We start from the raw sequence: 1,569 nt of genomic DNA on the forward strand, positions 1-1,569 counted from the left end.
GAGTCAGGGAGAACTCATCTCGGGGCAAGTTTCGTGCTTAGATGCTTTCAGCACTTATCTCTTCCGCATTTAGCTACCGGGCAATGCCATTGGCATGACAACCCGAACACCAGTGATGCGTCCACTCCGGTCCTCTCGTACTAGGAGCAGCCCCCCTCAATTCTCCAGCGCCCACGGCAGATAGGGACCGAACTGTCTCACGACGTTCTAAACCCAGCTCGCGTACCACTTTAAATGGCGAACAGCCATACCCTTGGGACCTACTTCAGCCCCAGGATGTGATGAGCCGACATCGAGGTGCCAAACACCGCCGTCGATATGAACTCTTGGGCGGTATCAGCCTGTTATCCCCGGAGTACCTTTTATCCGTTGAGCGATGGCCCTTCCATTCAGAACCACCGGATCACTATGACCTGCTTTCGCACCTGCTCGCGCCGTCACGCTCGCAGTCAAGCTAGCTTATGCCATTGCACTAACCTCCTGATGTCCGACCAGGATTAGCTAACCTTCGTGCTCCTCCGTTACTCTTTGGGAGGAGACCGCCCCAGTCAAACTACCCACCAGACACTGTCCGCAACCCGGATGACGGGTCTACGTTAGAACACCAGCCATTAAAGGGTGGTATTTCAAGGTTGGCTCCACGCAGACTGGCGTCCACGCTTCAAAGCCTCCCACCTATCCTACACATCAAGGACCAGTGTTCAGTGTCAAGCTATAGTAAAGGTTCACGGGGTCTTTCCGTCTTGCCGCGGGTACACTGCATCTTCACAGCGAGTTCAATTTCACTGAGTCTCGGGTGGAGACAGCCTGGCCATCATTACGCCATTCGTGCAGGTCGGAACTTACCCGACAAGGAATTTCGCTACCTTAGGACCGTTATAGTTACGGCCGCCGTTTACCGGGGCTTCGATCAAGAGCTTCTCCTTACGGATAACCCCATCAATTAACCTTCCGGCACCGGGCAGGCGTCACACCGTATACGTCCACTTTCGTGTTTGCACAGTGCTGTGTTTTTAATAAACAGTTGCAGCCAGCTGGTATCTTCGACTGATTTCAGCTCCATGAGCAAGTCACTTCACTTACCATCAGCGTGCCTTCTCCCGAAGTTACGGCACCATTTTGCCTAGTTCCTTCACCCGAGTTCTCTCAAGCGCCTTGGTATTCTCTACCTGACCACCTGTGTCGGTTTGGGGTACGATTCGTTGTTACCTGATGCTTAGAGGCTTTTCCTGGAAGCAGGGCATTTGTCACTTCAGCACCGTAGTGCCTCGTCATCACACCTCAGCGTTAAAAAGGTACCGGATTTACCTGGAACCTCCGCCTACATGCTTAAACCGGGACAACCGTCGCCCGGCCGACATAGCCTTCTCCGTCCCCCCTTCGCAGTAACACCGAGTACAGGAATATTAACCTGTTTCCCATCGACTACGCCTTTCGGCCTCGCCTTAGGGGTCGACTCACCCTGCCCCGATTAACGTTGGACAGGAACCCTTGGTCTTCCGGCGAGCGGGCTTTTCACCCGCTTTATCGTTACTTATGTCAGCATTCGCACTTCTGATACCTCCAGCA

At 53.7% G+C, this 1,569-nt stretch carries 1 rRNA gene; it reads right to left on the reverse strand.

Going from position 1 to position 1,569, the window contains the following annotated elements:
• A 23S ribosomal RNA gene (locus CWM52_RS25810) occupies positions 1 to 1,569 on the reverse strand; the annotation flags it as partial.

The organism is Raoultella sp. T31, assembly GCF_002806725.1.
Classification (GTDB): Bacteria; Pseudomonadota; Gammaproteobacteria; order Enterobacterales; family Enterobacteriaceae; genus Klebsiella; species Klebsiella electrica.